This window comes from Micromonospora sp. WMMD558 (assembly GCF_049315255.1).
In the GTDB taxonomy this organism is placed as follows: Bacteria; Actinomycetota; Actinomycetes; order Mycobacteriales; family Micromonosporaceae; genus Micromonospora.
The window spans coordinates 5,960,538-5,977,533 of the sequence record NZ_CP186061.1; the positions used below are offsets into that span (position 1 = coordinate 5,960,538).

A 16,996-nucleotide genomic window follows, 5' to 3' on the forward strand; every position below is an offset into this window, starting at 1 on the left:
GGACATGAGTGCTGTCGACTGCTGCGCAAACCGCGGAGCACTCCGCGTGAAGCAGGACGCTGCATCGACTCTGACGTGCAAAAACGCGAAGCCGCAGGCAGGGGTGGGTGCAGTTGCGTGTCGTTGGGTGCCGTTCGGCGCGGGTGACGGCCGTTCAATGCATCCAATTGCTCCCAACTTGCTCCCCAATCCCGGGCTTGTAATAGGGCTGCTGCCCACCAGGCTGACATTGGACGGTCCTGCAGCCGGTTGGCGCCGAGGCGACCGAAGTGGTTCGACGGTGCAGGATCCCGGAATCAGGGACGGGTAATGTGCGATGACGACCCGCTGGTACCGTCCGATCACCTAGACCATGTGATGTGGTCCGGATTAGGTCGGGTAATGAGGCCAAGAGAATGAGCGGACAGCTACGGATCTACACTGTGATGCCGGGCCTGCTGGACGAGTGGGTCCAGCGGTGGCGCACCCTGGTGGTGCCGCTCCGGCGGCAATTCGGGTTCAAAATCACCGGGTCCTGGGTGGACCGCTCACTCGATCAGCACATCTGGGTGGTTTTCTATACGGGGCCAGGTTCCTTCGAGGAGGCGAACGCCGCGTACTGGGCCTCGCCCGAGCGGGTCGCCATGGATCTCAATCCCCGCGACTATTTGGTATCGGAGGTCACCCGGCAGGTCGAAACCGTCCTCTGACTATGGTAGGGCGCCAGGGTAACCGATCAAGGATCGGGCGGGCTCAAGGAGCGGTGAGCGCCGCAGTGGGTTGCCGTCGATTTCCGTGACCGCCAGGACTCCGCTCAGTGAGCCGGTGAACCACACGCCGTCGGCGCGAGCGAGGTCGACCGGCGTCACCAGTGCCTCTCCGATCGCGAGGCCGAGGTGCCGGGCACTCGCGAGGAGGGTGGCGGCCGTCGTTCCGGCGACGATCCCGGTCCAGGCGGGTACAGAGAACAGCGTCGAGCCTGTGATCCACAGCAGGCTGTAGCTAGGTGACTCCAGGACATAGCCCTCCGTGCTCAGCCACAACATCTCCTGGGCGCCCTGGCTCAGGGCCCAGCGATGGCTCGCCAGATTGACCGCGTACGAGAGGGACTTGACGCCGCCCAGGAGCCATGGCGCACCAAGGCGCCCAGCCACCGGGTAGCCGTTAGTGGCGGTACGGGCCGTCACTCCGTGTCGCCTGTTCACCGCCGTGGCGGCGGGGAGACGGTCGACGGTGCCGAATATGGTCGGGCGACCGGCACCACTGCGACCGCGGGTGCAGACGATCCTCAGCACGCCCTCGACGTCCGCCGGCCAGGCGGCCGCGAGTTCGTTGACGAACTCCGTGAGCGGCAGCCGGTCGGGCAGTTCCAGCTCGATACGCCGGGCAGAGGCATAGAGACGGTCCATGTGCTCCTCGAGCAACATCGGCTTGCCGCCGTGCAACAACAGGGCCTCGAAGGCGCCGTCGCCGCGAAGCAGCCCGAGGTCGTCCGCATGGGCGACGGGTTCGTCGGGGTCCACGAAGCCGGTGCCGTACACCGCTACGAAATCGACCATGTGTGCCGCCCACCCCCGAGGGGCTGATCATACCCCGAGCCGATCCTCGGCCCCTGAGAAAGAATTCCAGGGATCTCGATGAGTGGTTATCATTCCGGAAGGATGGAGCATCGATGTGCAACGGCGGCCCTTCCCACGTCGCCGCGCCCGCAGCAGTGCGACGCAGGCTGCATGGTGACAAGAATCGACGCCGTTCCACTGAACGTCATGTTGTCCATTCCGCAGCCGGCCGGCAGCGCCCGGATCGTGTCGAGGAACGTCATCGTTCGTACGGTCCTCCGCGACGGAACGGTCGGCTACGGAGAGGTGGCACTCTTCGCCGGGATCACCAGCGAGTCGCAGCGATCGAGCCTTGCTGCGCTCCGCCGGATCGAGTCCTCGGTCCGCGGTAGCTGCGGACAGATGTGGTGCGAGCTCTCCCGCCGGGTCCGGGCGTTGGCCCCCTGTCTCACCGCGACCCGGTGTGGCGTGGAACAGGCGCTGCTGGACGCCGGGGCGCGTCGGGCCGGATTGTCCCTGGTGCGGCACCTCGGTGGATCGCCCGTGCCCTTACGGTCCAGCCTGACGGTCCTCCCCGGCGACATCCCCCACACCCTCGCCGCCGCCCGGGCGGCCCGGAGGTCGGGGTTTAGTCGTATCAAGATCAAGGCAGTCGGCCCGTGGAAGCTGGACGTGGCGCGGGTACGGGCGGTCGCCGCCGCGCTACCACACTCCTGGCTGCAGGTCGACGCACACGGTCAGTACTCCTACGATGACGCGCGGCGGTTCGTCGACGCCCTCGATCAGGCCGGTGTCGAACTCGCGCTGTTCGAACAGCCGACGCCGCCGTCCCGCCCGGGTGACCTGGTCAGGCTCCAACGCGAGACCGGCGCCCCGATATGCGCGGACGAGTCGATCCGCGGGGAGGGCGACCTCTGGTGGCTGGTGGAACGCGGCGGGATCCACGCGCTGAACGTCAAGGTGATGAAGTTTGGGGTGCTGGAGTCGATGAGCCTCATCGAGGCGGCCGCCGCAGCGGGAGTGCGGTGCATGATCGGGGGGATGAGCGAGACGGCGGTGTCCACCTCGTTCTCGGCGGCCCTCGCCGCGGCCCGCCGGCACGCGGTCGGGTACGTGGACCTGGATACCCCGTGCTTCATGCCGCACCTCCCGATGACCGGCGGCATCGGCTACTCGCGGGGACGGATAGTGATCCCGCACGACGCCCTGGGGACGGGAATCGACGCCTCCGCGCTCTTTCTTCCTGCCGACCGGGCCGGTTCACAAACGTCCTGAAGGGAGTTGTGATGACCACCGACACTGATGTGTCGACCGTGAGGGATCCGGTCGCGATCTGGACGGACGGCCGCCTAGGGCGCTCCGGGACGAAGACGGCGAACAACCTTCTCCTACTGGGCACACGCTGGAAGGTTGCCTGCGTGGTCGACGCGGTCGCGGCAGGCGCCGACGCCGGCGTCATCCTCGGCGTCGGTGCGCTCGACGTGCCGGTGGTACCCGACCTGGCCTCCGCCGCGCGGGCAGGCGCGCGAAGCGTGGTGGTCGGGGTCAACGCGATGGACGCGGACAGCCACGTGCCGCCGCGGCTCCGGGCGTTCGTCGTCGAGGCCATCGCCGAGGGCCTCGACGTGGTGTGCGCGACGCACGCCCATCTGAACGACGACCCCGAGCTGAAAGCGCGAGCAGCGTCGGCCGGGGTGCGGCTGGTGGACGTCAGGACGGAAGGGCCGCGCCACACCTGGTCCCCCGGCCTTCGGGTCGACGCCACGGTGGTCCTGACCGTGGGCACGGACAGCGCGGTCGGGAAGATGACCACCGCACTGCTGCTGCACCGCGCGGCACTGGCCGCCGGCCTGTCGAGTGGCTTCGTCGCCACCGGGCAGATCGGGAACATGTGCGGCGCCGATGAGGTGGTGCATGCCGACCACACTTTCGGCGACTTCATCATCGGAGCCGTGCAGCGAGCCGTGCACCGGCTGGCGGTGCAGGGACGCCAAATCATCGTCGTGGAGGGACAGGGTGCCATCCTCCATCGCGCCTACGGCGGCGGGATCATCAATATTCTCTTCGGCGCGGCGCCGGACGCGATCATCATGTGTCACCACACGGATCGCGTGGATCGGGCCATGTTCCCCGGTCTCAAGGTGTCCTCAGTCGCCGACGAGTTGGCCGTCATCGAGGATCTCAGCCGCAGGGTCGGCATTTCGGCCAGGCTGGCGGGCTTCTCGATCTTCGGCAGCAGGCCCTGCGACGAGGCCGCCCGGTACGGCGTACCGGTGGTCAACGTCCGCGACCAGGGCAGCAGCGACATTCTCCTGCGCTCGGTGCTGGACGTGACGGCGAGCGGGCGATGACGCGCCCGTCACCCGTCGACCGGTGGAGCGAGCATGTGCGACTCACGCTCCTCGGCGGTCAACTCGCGGAACACCCGTTGGGCGGCACGTCGCCGCAGGGCGTCGAAGTCGGGGGCAGCGGTCCAGATCCTGGCTGACTTGTCCATGGAGGCCGACAGGAGACGAGTGCCGTCCGACGACCAGGCGATGGAGGTCACCCGGTCCCGGTGCACCCCGGCGACCCGCACCTCGGCTCCGTCGGTGGAGTTCCACAGCCGAATCGTGCGGTCGTACGAGCCGGTCGCGATCAGGTCGCCCGTTGGGGACCAGGCGATGGCGCGTACGCGCCCTTCGTGACCTTCCAGAGTGTGCGTGTGCCGCGCGGAGCGCGCGTCCCAGAGCCGGGCGGTCCAGTCCGCCGAGCAGGTGGCCACCGTCTCCTCGTCCGCCGACCAGGTGACCCCGTCGACCCAGTTGTGGTGCCCGCGCAGGACCGCCAGCTCCTCTCCGGTGGCGGTGTCCCAGATGCGCGCCGTCCGATCGTCAGACGTGGAGGCGATCATCCGGCCGCTCGGCGACCAGCAGACGCGCACCACCCAGTCGGTGTGTCCGTGCAGCTGCAGGAGCCTGCGCCCGGTGGCCGCGTCCCAGATCGACACGGTCGCGTCGCGCCCAGCCGTGGCCAACCGTGCGTTGTCGGGCGCCCACATGATCCCTTCCGAGACGACACCGGTGTCGAGGGTCCGCTCGGGTCGGCTCCCGCCGAGTCGCCAGACATGCACCAGCCCGTCGTTGGCGCAGGACGCCAGGCGCTTCCCGTCGGGCGCCCAGCCGACACCCCACACGATGTCAGTGTGGGCGTCGAGTTCGGTGAAGCTGTCGGCGGCGAGGTTCCAGACGCGGACGGTGCCATCCTCGGAGGCGGTGGCCACCTGAAGGTCGCCCGCGGCCCACGCAGCCGACCGGATACCACCCGCCTGTCCCACGAGGGCCCGCTGCTCGGCACCGTCGGGGAGCAACGACCACAGTCGAGCGCTGCCGTCGCTGGAGGCGGACGCCAGTTCGGTGCCGTCGGGCGACCACTGCGTGCTCCAGACCGCATCGTCGTGCCCCCGCAGCGTGGCGATCTCGCGCGCGTCGTTGACGTCCCAGACCCGGATGGTCCGGTCGCTGGACGAGGATGCGACGGACCGCCCGTCCGGAGACCACGCCACACTCCACACGAAGTCGAGGTGCCCGCGGATGAGCAGTAGTTGGCGGCCGTCGGCGACGTCCCAGATGCGCACCGTATGGTCGCCGGAGGCGGTCGCCAGCCGCGACCCGTCCGGTGACCAGTCCAGCCCTTCGACGAAGTCGCCGTGTCCTCGTAGGGAGAGCCGCCGGTCACCAGAGGCGAAGTCCCAGACGATCACGGTGCGATCGTGGGACGCCGAGGCGAGCAGGGTGCCGTCCGGTGACCAGCCGAGGCCGTAAACGTCGCCGCTGTGCCCGCGCAGCGCCGTCAGGTGCTCACCGTCGGCGGCACGCCAGACATGGACCTGGTGGTCCTGGCTTCCGGCGGCGACGTGCCTGCCGTCGGGCGACCACGCCACCCCTCGCACCATGTCGTCGGCACCGTAGAGGGTGAGCAGCGGCGCGTTCTCGCCCAGCCGCCATACCTTCACGGTCCGATCGCGTCCGCCGGTCGTTATCCGGCGTGAGTCCGGGGCCCAAGCGACGGCCTCCACCATGGCCTGGTGGCCACTGAAGACGGCCACCGACCGCCCGGACGCGGCTTCGAAGATTCGGGCGGTCATGTCGCGTGAGGCGGTCGCGAGGTACCGCCCGTCTGGGGACCAGGTGACGACGCGCACCGTGTCGCTGTGTCCGGAGAGCACGCATCGCAGATGGCTGAACGCAAGCGCCGACATCAGCGCGCGCTCGACGACCGGGGTCCGCGGCGCCTCGGCGAGCGCCGTCATCGACAGCAGGATCGACAGCTCGGGGAAGCGCTCGGCGTTGGCCAGGACGTACTTGCCGATGTTCTCCGATACGCGCCGCAGGAAGGCGAGGTCGCGTCGCTTCGAATGCTCGATCAGCGAGCGGACGGATTCCCCGGCCTGGCCCAACGCGTCGAGCCCGGCCAGCCACTGCTCGGCGAGCGCGAGGCGCTGACCGGTGAGCAGGTAGTCGTGACTGCGACTCGAATTCTCCCAGTCGGCCGCCCACCGTTCCAGTTCCGACCGCTGCCGCAACTGCTCGGCCCGGGTCTCGACCTCCTGACGAAGTGGCGCCCAGAGCCGGAAGAGCGCCTCGTGCGCGACCTCCACCACTGGCTCACCGTCGCGGACATTGGTGATGAGCAGGCGGGCATCGACGAAGGCGTCCACGATGCGCCGCTGGTCCGGTCCGATGTCCCGGAGGGCGACCGGTCGCTTGGTGACATCGTTCGCGTCGAGCGAGACGAACCGCAGGAGCGTGGAGAGCGTCTGTTGAATCCCACCTTCGTCACGCAGCTCGGTCACGGCTTGGTCCGCCTGCCTGGTCAGGGCTCCCCCCACACCGCCGGCCGCCAGGTAGTCGGCTAGGGTCACCGTGCCCTGGGCGCCGACCTCGAAGAACAGCTCTTGCAGGAGGTACGCCAGCAGCGGAAGTGCGTCGGTGGTGCCGACATCGGCCACGATGCGATCGACGACGTTCGGGGCGAACGTCATGTCGGCGGTGCGGCCCGGCTCCTCGATAACCGTGGTGAGGTATTCGCTACGGATGGCTCCGATCGCGATGGGACTCTGAAAGAGCGTCGAGTGGTCGGTGGCCAGGAATTGGGTGAGGAACTCGATTCGCATGCTGGCGAGAATCGAGACGCGCGGGTCACCTGCCAGCAGCCTCTCGATGACGTCGAGAAAGAGCGCCCTATCGCCCTCGCCGGTGATGGTGAAAAGTTCTTCCAGTTGGTCGACGACCAGCACGACCTGACTGAACCGGTGTCCCTTCGCACGTCGGATCTCCGACACGTAACGCTCGGGGATCTCCCGGTTCTGTCTCACACTGCGCACGATCGACGGGATCGCGGTACTAGTCGGCAGGGCCTTCGACACGGCCCGCGCCAGATTTCCGATCGGGTCGCTGCCTGGAGTGATCACCGGCAGTATCACCCAGCGGCGAGCCTTGAGCACTGGCACGACTCCGGCTTGCACCAGGGATGATTTCCCGCTGCCCGAGGCGCCGACAATGACCAGCAGCCGCGACTCCGGAGCGCTCAGCAGGCGTCTGACGATGTCGGAGATCTGCTGGTCCCGGCCGTAGAACACCGCAGCATCACCCTCGCGGTACGGCTCAAGACCGGGGTACGGCGGCCGGCCCGGGTCCCATTCGCGTCGATTGATCTTCGGGTTGGCCATGTTATGAAGAACGATCTGGCCAGCGATCAGTAAGACGACGATCACAAAGAAGGCCGGGATAGCCACCGATTTAGCACGTTCAGCAGCGGCGGCGGATCGTCGATGCTCGTGAGGTAATTTCCCACGACGCCGAGCAGGCTCGTCGCCACGATGAGAGCCACGTTCAGATAGAGCGGGAACGCGGGCCGAAGCCGACCCCGGTGCAACCTTCCCTTGAGCACAGGCGCTCCGCAGAGGTAGGTCCGTCGATGTCCCGAGTCGATATCGTACCGCGAGGCGGCGACTCCTCGCGACGGTTGAAAGCTGAGCGTGGCTTCGCCGGACATGCTCGCCGCTTCTTTCCTCTGGTGCCAGTACCGCAGCCTCTCCGGGCCAGGTCACGGTGAACTGCCACCTGAGGGTCAGATTTCACGCGCCGCCGACACCAGCTCTGAAGGCTGTCCGCCACCGCTGCCGATGCTCGCCGCGGCTCGCCCACGCCAGATGACCACCAAGAACGAGCGTGCCGCGCGCCAACGCCCGGACGACCCATCGCCTTGACCTCCTCGGTCTTCCCGAAGAGTTCACCCAGCCGACCGAAAACGCAGCACGGGCAATGACCTGCCCAAAGAGAACCGCTAAAAATGGCGGACGGCTGAGCTCATGGCCGTCTGGTGCTCCCACCCGCTCCCGCGCCGCTCCCCGACTTCACGACGCACGCCGGGCCCCTACGTCGGGGTGACGAGTTGTGGGGTTGGTGTGAGGTTGAGACGGGTGATGGCGTCGCGGAGGTCTGGGGGCTCGCAGGCGATGGTTCCACTTATCCTCCGCCTGGATGATGGCAGCTCCACCAGTGTGAGCCGCGGCGGTATGCGCAGGAGGAGCCACTGGGTCGCGACCAGTACCAGCGACCACGGCGACCCAGTCCACCACGACGTGTCGCAGTTCTGGTCCGCGCCGCCGGCCGCGGACCGCAGACAATGCAGCTAACTCCCGGTCGCGACGATGTCTTCGGTCAGCTCATGACCTCGCCGACCGTACGGACTTCCATGCCGCGAACCTTGATCGCTCGCATGATCTTCGCGAAGTCGTCCCGATGGCACTCTGAGCTGTTCGCCGGTGTCGTCGTGACGATCCGGTGGAAGCAGAGGATGAGCCAGCCGCCAGCGTACTGGGCCCGGTCGAGCATGCCACCGCGGCCGATCAGGGTGTCCGGGTTCGACATCCCCTTCTGGGAGGAGCTGATGCCGGTAAGGGAGCGTAGCCGCATCGGCATCGGCGGTGGGCTGCACTCCCGATTGTCCTCGGCGAGGATCGACCGGCCGGTGGAGAAGTAACGCTGCACGATCGCCTCGACGCTGTGGCCGTCGGTCGTCTGCCCGAACTGGCCCCCGGGATAGGCGAACGAGTCGCTGTTGAAGTTGTTCTCCCTCATCCAGCTGCGCAGCGCGCCGGCGTCCTTGTCGACCACCTCAGCACTAACCCCGCTGTAGCGGGCGGCATGCACGGCGCCTTCATAGGAGTGCCCGGCCACCTCCCACCCGGACAGGTTCTGCGCCGCCCGCAGCTGGTTCGTCGTGAATCTGCCGTCCGTGTTGATCTGGTCGGCGATCGTGTACGTGGTTCCGCGGAAGTCGTACTTGTCCATCACCGGACGGCCGTTGGTGAAAACGTCCTGCCACGAGTCGTCGAAGGTGATTGATACCAGCCCGTTGGGATAGGTGGAGTTGGTGTCTGGGACGATCTCGACCGCCTGGAGCCAGACGGTGCAGGGGCCCGTGCCGGTGTCGATCACCGAGAACCGCATGTCGGTGAAGCCGGCCCGGACGGAGGGCACCCGGGCCGCATCAAGCTTGAACGCCCCCTCGGAACCGCTGAGGTCACCCCACTGCAGGGTGACCGCCACCCACTCGCCAGACTGCACCCAGTTCTGCTTGTTCGAGTGCGTGTGTACCCGCCACCGATAGGCGTTGGCCAGGCCGGACGTACCGACGTAGAAGTTGATCCAGCGTAGCTTGTTCACGTCGGACACCTTGAAGATCAGGCGAATTGCCTTACCTTTCAGACTCACCGCTGGGCCGCCCAACCGCTCCAGGTTGGCTTGGTCGGCATTGGTCCCGTCCACGCCGGCCTTCCCGGCGGTGATCAGCGAAACGGACTGCGTGCCGCGTACGAATTCGGTGGTGTTGTCGAAGATGACCTTCTCGACGTTGCCACCGGTGGCGGTCCATCCATGATCCTTCTGGAAGTTCTGCGACCAGGATGCCGGAGTCAATGTCGCAACGACGGAGGGAGCGCCGAGCAGCACAGGGCGGGCCGGTCCGCTGTTGAAGATCCTGGTACCCAGGATGGTCGCACCGGCCCCAGCCACCATCACACCAGCTCCGACCGCACTCGCCTTGAGCAGAGATCGCCGCGAGGGGGCTCGGTGGGACTTGGGCCGTAGTGGATCACTCATGGCCGCCACATTAGTCCCCGGGTCGACCGGGCAGGGATCCCGGTGCTATAGCCTCCCCTTCAAGATCTGGGCCTTTAGTGCAATTCTCACCGATAGCAACGAAGACCCTATCGATCGCCTTGGCGAAATAGTCGTTTCCAGGCCCCGCGCCCCTTTTCGCCGACGCGCAGCGGGTCGGCATCGTCGATGGGCACTTACAGTAGTTGCGGCATGCCGGCTACGACGTCAACCTCGGCCGCGTCCTGTTCAGGCATGCGCCACCGCATGCCTGATGCCCTCGTCACGGTCAGCTGGCTCATCGCCGTCACAGCGGGAGGCAGCTGGCGCGAGCATGCCGGCGACGCCGCATCGTCCCCACCGGCGGTGACGGAATGCGCCTCGGCAGGTGACACCTTTCGGCGAACGCCCCGGCCGGTCGGGGATACCGGGGGTCAAAAGCCGGTGGGGTGGGAGGTCACACTGCGGGGGCGGAACAGCTACGTCCTGCGCAACATGGGAAGCCAGCCGGTCCGAGAGGTCCAGATCGACGATTTGGACGGGGGCCATCCACGTTGACGGCGACGAGGTCGTGGGCCCGGCGAGTCGGTCACCTTCTGAACCGCAATGCTGGACGTGCATGAGCTCCGAGTTCGCTGGGACGGCAGCGACGGCTGGACGCTTTTCCCGCTACCGTAGTTGACCTTGATTCCGCCCTCTCACCACCTCTGCGAGTTGCGCGGCGGGTTGAGGTCCATCATTTGGCCGTAGTCGAAGAGGCAGCGGGGGTCCGCGAGTCCTGGTTCCACCGGTCTATTAACGCCGTTGTGGAACGATGGAAGACGTGGGAACTGCAAAAACAACTACGCCTGCCATCTCGCCGCTCGCTGGTGAGCCGATCAAGCGTGCCGACGCCGAGCGGCTCGCGGGAGTGCTGAAGGCATTCGCCGACCCGGCCCGGCTGCGACTGCTCAGTCTGATCCAGTCCGCCCCGGACGGCGAGGCGTCCGTCGGTGACCTCACCGAGCCGCTCGGCCTCTCCCAGCCGACCGTGAGTCATCACCTTCGGATCCTCACCGAGGCCGGCCTGCTCGAGCGCGAAAAGCGGGGCGTCTGGGCGTACTACCGGCTCGTGCCGTCCGCGATCGCGGCGATCGCCGACCTCTTGACTCCGCCCCGCAAGCGGGCGACGAAAAGGCCCGCTGAGCGGCGCTATCGAAGGCCGGCGCACCGGTCTTGCCGGCACAGAGACAATGGCACCCGCTCTGGTCACGGCTGGCTTGAGCACGCCGGCAAGTCTTGCCTCATCATCGCTTCGAACTGATCGTATCGATGGCGACACGGTGGGAATGTGTGCTCGGTCCGAAGGTGCAACACAAGGCCGTGCTGTAGCTGCTGTCGCGCTGCGGCGGCCCGGCCGGGTTGCGCAAGGCCAGCTGGGCGCAAACCGGTCGCGATCGCGGGCAAGTACGCGCCTCGGATGGGCGAGCGCTTGGTCGAGCAGACCATGACTGCCCTGGACGAGCAGACCGTCAGGGTTCCCGGCACCGCCGCGGCCGAGACGATCCTGCCGAGGCTGGCCGACGGCCTACGTGACGTGCTTCAGCAGCGCGACCAGGTCGCCGCCGAGTTGGAGAGGATGCTCGATGTACACCCTCTTGCCTCGGTCCTGACCGCGATGCCCGGCATCGGCGTCAGGACCGCCGCCCGGATCCTGTTCGAAGTCGGCGACGGCAGCGCCTTCGCCACCCCCGGACACCTCGCCGCCTACGAACGGGTTTGCGCCGACACCGCAGCAGGAGACGAGCTTCGCGAGAGCGCGGACGAGTACGGCATTGAAGGCGACATCCGGCAGTTCACCGACTCGATGACCTCACCGGCGCGGACCGTCGTCCTATCGCCGCTGCTGGTCGCGGTGGAGGCGGTCGAGGCAGGTGCCGTACCGGTTTCGCCTGATCATCCGGACATCGTGCGCCGGGTCGACCAGACCCGACGGCGGCCGGGATCGTGGGAGCGGTCCGCGCCGCGACAGATTGAGTGGTCGGGCGCGGGTCGTGCGATCCTGCGGCCGGACTGGACGGTCGAGGCGGCCTGGCTGCTCGATTCCCCGTCTTACGACGGGGAGATCGACCGATTGGCCGCACTCGGGCAGCGGCTCCTGACGCCCGACGAATGGGAATATGCGTGCGGTGCGGGCGCGACGACCCTGTTCCGATGGGGCGACGCCAACCCGCCAAGCGGCCCATGGTCAGCGAGAACCGGACCCCACCGCGTGCCCAACCTGTTCGGTCTCCACATCGGCCAAGGCCCCTACCAGGAAGAGCGCACCACCGAGCGAGGCGTCGTCTGCGGTGGTGACGGCGGGAGCGCGGTCTGCGGCGGATCCGGCGAGTTTCTGGCCTGGCTCACGATCGCCACCGCTTTCCGCGACGTCCACTACGCGGCAGAGGTCGCAGCAGACGCTTTCGTACTTAACGTACATGATCAAGTGCCGTGGGAGTGCGGCTACCACGGAGGGCACTTCCCAGATGCAGGCCATCGGGTCGCGTCCGAAGATCCTTGCCACTGCTGTGCGAGGTCACTCATGGGCGTGTAGACGTTGGACGGCGGCATACTTCCACGATCATCTCTTTCCGCTGATGCTGGTGGTAGGCCCAGCGGGAACGCGCGTCAAGTCCGGACCTGTTGGCGCCAGGGGAAGGCCGGGAGCAGAAACGAGATCGCACCCTCGTCCTCCGTCCGTATCCCGGCCTTCCCACCGTAGACCACCCGCCGAAAGGGACGCCAACGTGTCGATGCACCTGCCGATCCGCCCGGACTGGACCTGCGCGGCGTGCGGTGACCTGTGGCCCTGCCCGACCCGCAGACGGCAGCTGACCGCGCACTACCACCAGACGCCGGTGTCGTTGATGGTGTATCTGATCGGGTTCTTTGTCGAAGCCTGCCAGGACCTGCCGGGCGTGCCCGCTGGGATGCTCCACCAGCGGTTCCTGGCCTGGCCGGCGGCGACGGCGGCGGGTGACTGGCATGACAGCGCCCCCGCCGGTGGACAGGTGGCGGGGGCGCTGAGGCCGGTTCCGGCTATCGGGCGGTGACCAGGCCGTCCGGCTCGGGATCGTCGGGATCTTCGTCGGTGGCGGGCTGCAGCGCGTCGTCCATGGCCTCGATGGCGCTGCGTTGCATCCGTACGCGGACGTGAGAATAGATGTCCGCCGTTGTGTGAATGTGGGCGTGGCCGAGGAGTTCCTTGATCGTGATCAGTTCCACGCCCTGTTCCAGGAGCAGTGTGGCGCAGGTGTGCCGGAGTCCGTGGAACTTGATGTAGCGGACGTCGGCGACCTCGCAGAGCACCTGGTGGTTGCGGTGCACGGTCGCGGCTTCCAGGGGGCCGCCGGTCGGGTTGGCGAACACCAGGCCGAGATCCCGCCACTTCTCGCCTGCCTCGCGCCGGTCGATGTCCTGGCGTGCCTGGTAGCGCTTGAGGGAGGCGACGCATTCACGGGGCAGGATGATCCGCCGCGCGGACCGGTAGGTTTTGGTGGGCAGGAAGGTCGGGCCGCCCTTGGTGCGGGCCAGGGTGCGCCGCACGTAGAGGTGCCCGGAGTCCAGGTCGATGTCTGCCCAGTGCAGACCGAGCAGTTCCCCGCGCCGCAGGCCGGTGCGTAGCGCCAGTTCGTAGAGGGTGCCGTGCCGGTGGTAGGCGGCGGCCAGGAGGTACTTGCGGGCTTCACCGGCGGTGAACGGCTGGAAGTCGCTGCGTGGGGTGGGCAGGCGGACGGCCGAGGTGACGTTGCGGCCGATCAGGTCCTCCCGGACCCCGTGCGCCAGGGCGGCGGACAGGATGGCGCGGATGTAGCGCTGAGCTTCCCCCGGTTTGCCGGACTGCTCTTCTGTGATGGGTCAGGCCGCGGCTGCGGCCGGGGTGTGCTGTCGTTCGTAGTCGATCGGGGACAGGTTGCCAAGGCTTGAGTGGCGTCGGCGTGGGTTGTACCAGGCCTCGATCCATTCGAAGATGGCGTTGGCCAGTTCCTGGCGGGTAGCCCAGGGCTGACGGTCGAGCAGCTCGAGCTGCATCGAGCCGAAGAACGACTCGACCAGCGAATTGTCGTAGCAGTCGCCGATGGAGCCCATCGAGCCGAGCAGCCCGGCAGTGCGCAGCCGTTGTCCGAAGGCCCAACTGGTGTATTGACTGCCGTGATCGGAGTGCACCACGGTCTGCCCCTCGATGGGGCGGCGTCGCCAGCGGGCCATGTCCAGGGCGTCGATGACCAGTTCCGAGCGCAGGTGGTCGGCGATCGACCAGCCCACGATCCGGCGGGCGAACACGTCCAGCACGACGGCGCAGTACACCCAGCCGCCCTGGGTGCGGTGCTGGGTGATGTCGGTGACCCACAACGCGTCCGGCCGTTCGGCGACGAACCGCCGGTTGACCAGGTCCGAACTGGGCTGGGCGGCAGGATCACGCACAGCGCAGCCTTTGCGGCGGCGCCGGTAGATGCCCTGCAGGCCGGCGTGCCGCATGAGCCGCTCGACGCGTTTGCGGCCGCACCGCACGCCTGCGGCGAGCCGCAGCTCGGCGTGTACCCGCGGCGATCCGTAGGTGCCCGCGACATCTGATGGACCTCGCGGATCAGCTCACCGAGCGCCTGATCTGCCACCGCTCGGGGCGACGCCGGCCGACCGCGCCAGTCGTAGTAGCCCGAGGTCGACACCCCGAGGACCCGGCACGCCACCGCCACCGCGATCCCACCGGCGGCGAGATCGGCGACGACCGGGTAGATCATTTTGGGAGGACGTTCTCCCGCGCGAAGTAGGCCGCGGCCCGGCGCAGGATCTCGTTTTCCACCTCCAGGCGCCGCTTCTCCTTGCGCAGCGCCGCCAACTCTTTGCGCTCGTCGCTGGTCAGGCCCTCGCGCGTGCCGTCGTCGGTGTCGGCCTGGGCCAGCCAGTTGCGCAGACACGACTCCGAGATCCCGAGATCCTTGGCGATCTCCCGGATCGGCTTGTCCCGCAGCCGAGCCAACTCGACCGCGCGCTGACGAAACTCCGGCGGGTGTGGTGCGGGCATCCGAACTCCTCCCTCGGCGACCAGTGTCGCCTCAGCTCAGGTGTCCGGGAAACCGGGGGAAGCTCAATCCTCGTCCTGCACCACGTCGAAGCGAACCGCTACGCATGATGAGAATTTCCCCGATGGTGGAACTCGGGGGCGGCTGCGGACAGGTACAGGTGTGACAGCTGAGATGCGGGTCCGGATCCGGGCCGGAGACACCGATGCGTTCGGTGAGCTCTTCGATGAGCATGCAGATGCGGTTCATCGGCATGCGGTGTGGAGTGGGGGCGATCCGGTTCAGGCCGAGGATGTGGTGTCGCTGACCTTCCTTGAGGCGTGGCGAATCCGCGAATCCTTGCATCCGGATGGAGACAGCCTGCGGCCGTGGCTGCTCGGGATCGCCACCAATGTGCTGCGCAACCGCAGGCGGGCGGCGCGCCGGCACCGGGAGGCATTGCGGCGATTGCCCGTACGCGACACCGTCCCGGACTTCGCTGACGAGGTGGTCGCCCGGATGCACGATGCCGACCAGGTGGCTGCGGTCATGGCGGGACTGCAGGCGCTGCGCCGGGCGGACCGGGAGGTGTTCCTGCTCTGCGTGTGGTCGCAACTGGACTACGCGGCGGCGGCCGAGGCGCTCGGTGTACCCGTCGGGACTGTGCGTTCGCGGCTGTCGCGGGCCCGGACCCGGCTGCGGGTGCTGGCACAGCAGGAGATGGCGCGTACCCGAATGATCCCCGTCGAGCAGGGAGAGTACCGATGAGCGAGCCCACCGCCCCCCAGGTGCCGGCCATGCCGGCGCTGCGCCGGCAGGCACTGCGGCATCATCTGGTGAACGAAATCGAGCGGCCGGCCCGTCGGCCACGGCGGATGCTGGTGCTCGCGCCTGCGGCCGGCGTGCTGGCGGTCGCTGTTTCGGCCGGGGCGATCGCCCAGCCCTGGGCACCGGAGGGCGCGCCGCTGGTCGTGACGGTCGAGCAGGGCGACCGCAGCGGCGCGACGTTGCTGCTGAACCGGATGGCGGCGGCTGCCGCCGACCGGCCGGGAGCATCGTCCAGCGAGGGTGCGTACGTCTACATCAGGAGCCGAGGCGCGTTCGCCGTGCTGGGTGACGGCCCGGCGCGGCTGCAACCGGTGCACGATCGGGAGATCTGGATCCCGCGCGACGAGCGCGGTGACGGCCTGCTCCGGCAGCCGTTCTTCGACATGCCGATCATCGGTGTCATCCCGCAGCGGGAAAAGCTCACGGACGTGACGCCGAACGCGGAACTGGTCGATCTGCCCAGCAATCCGGACGCCCTGCTGGAAAAGCTCTACCGGGAGCGCGACGAGGGTGGCAGAGGCAACAGCCGCGACGGCGCGGCGTTTACCGCGATCGGCGACATCCTGCGCGAGTCGCTGGTACCGCCACGGACGACTGCCGCGCTCTACCAGGCCGCGGCGAAGATTCCGGGAGTCGAGGTGGTCCGCGGGGTCACGGACGCGGCCGGGCGGCGGGGGGTGGCTGTCGCGTACACCGAGCGGAGCCAGCGCAAAGAGTGGATCTTCGATGAACAAACGTACGAATACCTCGGTGAGCGCAGTTACCTCGTGGCGGACACCGCCGACGGGCCGGCGGGGACGGTGCTGGGCACGACTGCGGTGCTGCAGCGAGCCGTGGTGTCGAACCTCGGACAGCGCCCAGAGAGGTAGCTGCCAAGCAACCGGCGGGATCAATGCTGGTTGCGGTGCTGGCGGACGAGGTTGTCGAGGTGGTTCAGGGTGCGGCTGAGCAGCGAGATCGTGGAGGGGTAAGACAGCACAGGCGAGGCTCCCGGTCTGGGCATCGGATTTGGTCGACTGCCCTCTTACCTGGAGCCTCACCCTCATCGACCTCCGGGCTCGCCGCACCCGCCCTGAGCTGCCGGATCAACTTGGAAAAGGCTCAATGTAACACCGTCCGATACCAACAAAGATATCACTGATCAGTCAACGTATTTTGGTAACGCTTCCATAGCCGAAGGATCCATTCATTAGATTCCGGCGGCGGCTCAATAGTGACCACGGGTGACGGTGCCGACTCCACCAAATGAAGCAGCGTCCAGGCCAGGCCAAAGCATTCGTCAACCCCAAAGCTACCTACGAGCAGCCGCGCCTCCTCGTCCGTAACGGGCTTCTCAATCGCGTGTAGAGCTAGCTCTAGCTGCTCAAACGCCTCGTCGCCCTCTTCCGAGTCGTCTTCCTCCGACGGCAATGGACCAAACTCACAGAAGACGCGAACCTCATCCCTGACTGTCACGACTACC

The 16,996-nt window shown here is 67.6% G+C and carries 11 protein-coding genes and 4 pseudogenes; 8 read left to right on the forward strand and 7 right to left on the reverse strand.

Going from position 1 to position 16,996, the window contains the following annotated elements:
- The first annotated feature begins 425 nt into the window (after window positions 1-425).
- The gene (locus ACN26Y_RS28250) at window positions 426-689 is read left to right on the forward strand and encodes an NIPSNAP family containing protein (protein ID WP_422733825.1); all 264 of its coding nucleotides are present in this window, start codon (window positions 426-428) and stop codon (window positions 687-689) included.
- On the opposite strand, the gene ACN26Y_RS28255 is transcribed toward ACN26Y_RS28250, so the two are convergent.
- A complete protein-coding gene (locus ACN26Y_RS28255; protein ID WP_422733826.1) occupies window positions 690-1,538 on the reverse strand; it encodes an aminotransferase class IV in 849 nt (282 codons plus the stop codon).
- Window positions 1,539-1,745: 207 nt separating this feature from the next.
- On the opposite strand from ACN26Y_RS28255, the gene ACN26Y_RS28260 reads away from it, so the two are divergent.
- Both ACN26Y_RS28260 and ACN26Y_RS28265 read left to right on the forward strand, forming a co-directional pair.
- Window positions 1,746-2,813 carry an enolase C-terminal domain-like protein gene (locus tag ACN26Y_RS28260; RefSeq protein WP_422733827.1) on the forward strand — a complete coding sequence of 356 codons (1,068 nt, stop codon included), beginning with the start codon at window positions 1,746-1,748 and terminating at the stop codon, window positions 2,811-2,813.
- A gap of 11 nt (window positions 2,814-2,824) precedes the next feature.
- Window positions 2,825-3,889 carry a DUF1611 domain-containing protein gene (locus tag ACN26Y_RS28265; RefSeq protein WP_422733829.1) on the forward strand — a complete coding sequence of 355 codons (1,065 nt, stop codon included), beginning with the start codon at window positions 2,825-2,827 and terminating at the stop codon, window positions 3,887-3,889.
- Between the two features lie 8 nt (window positions 3,890-3,897).
- Here the strand turns inward: ACN26Y_RS28265 and ACN26Y_RS28270 are convergent, their stop codons facing one another.
- Entirely contained in the window at window positions 3,898-7,314 is a 3,417-nt protein-coding gene (locus ACN26Y_RS28270) for a hypothetical protein (RefSeq protein WP_422733830.1), read from the reverse strand.
- 928 nt (window positions 7,315-8,242) lie between these two features.
- A complete protein-coding gene (locus ACN26Y_RS28275; protein ID WP_422733831.1) occupies window positions 8,243-9,685 on the reverse strand; it encodes a polysaccharide deacetylase family protein in 1,443 nt (480 codons plus the stop codon).
- 811 nt (window positions 9,686-10,496) lie between these two features.
- On the opposite strand from ACN26Y_RS28275, the pseudogene ACN26Y_RS28280 reads away from it, so the two are divergent.
- The 3 genes and pseudogenes from ACN26Y_RS28280 to ACN26Y_RS28290 form a co-directional block, all read left to right on the forward strand.
- Window positions 10,497-10,859, forward strand: a pseudogene (locus tag ACN26Y_RS28280) (ArsR/SmtB family transcription factor); the annotation flags it as partial.
- A 122-nt stretch (window positions 10,860-10,981) separates the two neighbouring features.
- Window positions 10,982-11,474, forward strand: a pseudogene (locus ACN26Y_RS28285) (transposase); the annotation flags it as partial.
- A 982-nt stretch (window positions 11,475-12,456) separates the two neighbouring features.
- A complete protein-coding gene (locus ACN26Y_RS28290) occupies window positions 12,457-12,756 on the forward strand; it encodes a flavin reductase (RefSeq protein ID WP_422734978.1) in 300 nt (99 codons plus the stop codon).
- On the opposite strand, the pseudogene ACN26Y_RS28295 reads toward ACN26Y_RS28290, so the two are convergent.
- The 3 genes and pseudogenes from ACN26Y_RS28295 to ACN26Y_RS28305 all read right to left on the reverse strand — a co-directional run.
- Window positions 12,743-13,519 (reverse strand): annotated as a pseudogene (locus ACN26Y_RS28295) (tyrosine-type recombinase/integrase); the annotation flags it as partial. The gene ACN26Y_RS28290 and the pseudogene ACN26Y_RS28295 sit on opposite strands and share 14 nt — an antisense overlap.
- Before the next feature lie 42 nt (window positions 13,520-13,561).
- A pseudogene (locus tag ACN26Y_RS28300) lies at window positions 13,562-14,254 on the reverse strand (IS3 family transposase); the annotation flags it as partial.
- 187 nt (window positions 14,255-14,441) lie between these two features.
- Entirely contained in the window at window positions 14,442-14,729 is a 288-nt protein-coding gene (locus ACN26Y_RS28305) for a transposase (RefSeq protein WP_422733832.1), read from the reverse strand.
- Window positions 14,730-14,889: 160 nt separating this feature from the next.
- Here ACN26Y_RS28305 and ACN26Y_RS28310 point away from each other — a divergent pair, with 160 nt between their 5' ends.
- Complete coding sequence (locus ACN26Y_RS28310) at window positions 14,890-15,474, forward strand: RNA polymerase sigma factor (RefSeq protein ID WP_422733833.1); 585 nt, start codon at window positions 14,890-14,892, stop codon at window positions 15,472-15,474.
- Window positions 15,471-16,403 (forward strand): CU044_5270 family protein, encoded by a 933-nt coding sequence (locus ACN26Y_RS28315; RefSeq protein ID WP_422733834.1) that lies wholly within the window; start codon window positions 15,471-15,473, stop codon window positions 16,401-16,403. Before ACN26Y_RS28310 ends, ACN26Y_RS28315 begins: the two co-directional genes overlap by 4 nt.
- Window positions 16,404-16,668: 265 nt before the next feature.
- Here the strand turns inward: ACN26Y_RS28315 and ACN26Y_RS28320 are convergent, their stop codons facing one another.
- Window positions 16,669-16,989 (reverse strand): hypothetical protein, encoded by a 321-nt coding sequence (locus tag ACN26Y_RS28320; RefSeq protein WP_422733835.1) that lies wholly within the window; start codon window positions 16,987-16,989, stop codon window positions 16,669-16,671.
- Window positions 16,990-16,996 lie beyond the last annotated feature (7 nt).

Bases quoted from the DNA above. Each gene is read 5' to 3' on its own strand.
- ACN26Y_RS28250 (WP_422733825.1), top strand. From the start codon at position 426: ATGCCGGGCCTGCTGGACGAGTGGGTCCAGCGGTGGCGCACCCTGGTG.
- ACN26Y_RS28265 (WP_422733829.1), top strand. From the start codon at position 2,825: ATGACCACCGACACTGATGTGTCGACCGTGAGGGATCCGGTCGCGATC.
- ACN26Y_RS28315 (WP_422733834.1), top strand. From the start codon at position 15,471: ATGAGCGAGCCCACCGCCCCCCAGGTGCCGGCCATGCCGGCGCTGCGC.
- ACN26Y_RS28255 (WP_422733826.1), bottom strand. From the start codon at position 1,538: ATGGTCGATTTCGTAGCGGTGTACGGCACCGGCTTCGTGGACCCCGAC.
- ACN26Y_RS28260 (WP_422733827.1), top strand. From the start codon at position 1,746: ATGTTGTCCATTCCGCAGCCGGCCGGCAGCGCCCGGATCGTGTCGAGG.
- ACN26Y_RS28290 (WP_422734978.1), top strand. From the start codon at position 12,457: ATGCACCTGCCGATCCGCCCGGACTGGACCTGCGCGGCGTGCGGTGAC.
- ACN26Y_RS28305 (WP_422733832.1), bottom strand. From the start codon at position 14,729: ATGCCCGCACCACACCCGCCGGAGTTTCGTCAGCGCGCGGTCGAGTTG.
- ACN26Y_RS28275 (WP_422733831.1), bottom strand. From the start codon at position 9,685: ATGAGTGATCCACTACGGCCCAAGTCCCACCGAGCCCCCTCGCGGCGA.